General features: G+C 58.4%; 1 protein-coding gene. It reads right to left on the reverse strand.

What is annotated here, in order from left to right; all coding sequences use genetic code 11:
• Nucleotides 1-79: 79 nt before the first annotated feature.
• Nucleotides 80-1,726 (reverse strand): chaperonin GroEL, encoded by a 1,647-nt coding sequence (gene groL / locus PKC29_15595; GenBank protein ID HML96830.1) that lies wholly within the window; start codon nt 1,724-1,726, stop codon nt 80-82.
• Between the last annotated feature and the right edge of the window lie 2 nt (nt 1,727-1,728).

Raw genomic sequence — 1,728 nt, forward strand, 5'->3', positions numbered from 1 at the left:
GGCAATAAAAAAGGCGGGCTGCCCTTGTGAGGGAGCCCGCCTTGTGATTGAGAGTTTTAGTTTCTTTCTGGTTTGGGTATTACATCATGCCCATGCCGGGGTGGCCCATGCCCCCCATGCCCGGCGCTCCGCCTGCATCTTCCTTCGCCTGGGGCTTCTCGGCTATTAGGGCCTCCGTCGTAAGAAGGAGCCCAGCTACGCTCGCGGCGTTCTGTATCGCGCTACGCGTAACCTTCGCAGGGTCCACTATTCCGGCCTCTATGAGGTCCGTATACGTAAGGGTCGCGGCGTCGAACCCTACCGCACCCTTCTCCTCGCTTACCTTCCCCACTACTATAGAGCCGTCCCATCCGGCGTTGGCCGCGATTCCCCTCAGGGGCTCTTCGAGTACGCGCTTCACTATGCTTACTCCCGCCTTCTCCTCGTCGTCGGCCCCCTGGAACCCGTCAACTGCCTTTATGGCCCTTATAAGCGCTACTCCGCCCCCGGGCACTATACCCTCTTCCACAGCGGCCCTCGTGGCGTTAAGGGCGTCTTCCACCCTGGCCTTCTTCTCCTTCATCTCGGCCTCGGTTGCAGCCCCTACCCTTATTACAGCTACGCCCCCTGCGAGCTTGGCGAGCCTTTCCTGGAGCTTCTCCCTGTCGTACTCGCCGCTGGCCTCGTCCACCTGGGCCTTTATCTGTCTTATCCGACCCTCTATCTCGGCCTTCTTCCCGGCCCCGCCGACTATCGTCGTATTATCCTTGTCTATTACTATCTTCTTCGCACGGCCGAGGTCCTGGAGCTTTGCGTTCTCGAGCTTCATTCCCGCCTCTTCGGCTATTACCTTGCCCCCCGTGAGGATAGCAATGTCTTCCAGCATAGCCTTACGCCTGTCCCCGAACCCCGGGGCCTTTACTGCGGCGGCCTTAAGGGTGCCTCTCAGCTTGTTTACGACGAGCGTCGCAAGGGCTTCGCCCTCTACGTCCTCCGCCATTACGAGCAGCGGCTTCGTGCTCCTTGCCACTTCTTCCAGGAGCGGAACAAGGTCCTTCATGTTGGCTACCTTCTTGTCGTACATGAGTATGAGCGGGTCTTCGAGCTCAATGTGCATCTTCTCCGGGTCGGTGATGAAGTACGGGCTCAGATATCCCCTGTCGAACTGCATACCCTCTACGACGTCGAGCTCTGTCTCCAGGCTCCTTCCCTCTTCCACCGTGATAACCCCGTCCTTACCCACCTTCTCCATGGCGTCGGCTATGATGTTGCCTATCGTCGAGTCGCCGTTTGCGGATACCGTCGCTACCTGGGCTATCTCCGTTCTGCCCTTTACCTGCTTACTCTGTTTCCTTATGCTCTCTATTACCACTTCTACCGCCTTGTCTATGCCCCTCTTTAGCTTCATGGGGTCGTGTCCCGCGGCTACGAGCTTTATGCCCTCTCTGAATATAGCCTGGGCAAGGACCGTCGCGGTCGTCGTGCCGTCGCCGGCGACGTCGCTCGTTTTAGACGCCACTTCCTTTACCATCTGGGCGCCCATGTTCTCGAACTTGTCTTCGAGCTCCACTTCCTTGGCCACGGTTACGCCGTCCTTCGTTACCACGGGCGCTCCGAACGTCTTCTCTATGAGCACGTTCCTTCCGCGGGGGCCCAGCGTGGCCTTTACCGCGTTGGCCAGCGCATTTACTCCCTTCAATATCGAGTCCTGCGCCGCCCTCTCAAATTTGATTTCCTTTGCTGCCATTT

The sequence above is a fragment of the Thermodesulfobacteriota bacterium genome (assembly GCA_035325995.1).
GTDB lineage: Bacteria > Desulfobacterota_D > UBA1144 > Nemesobacterales > UBA2774 > JADLGH01.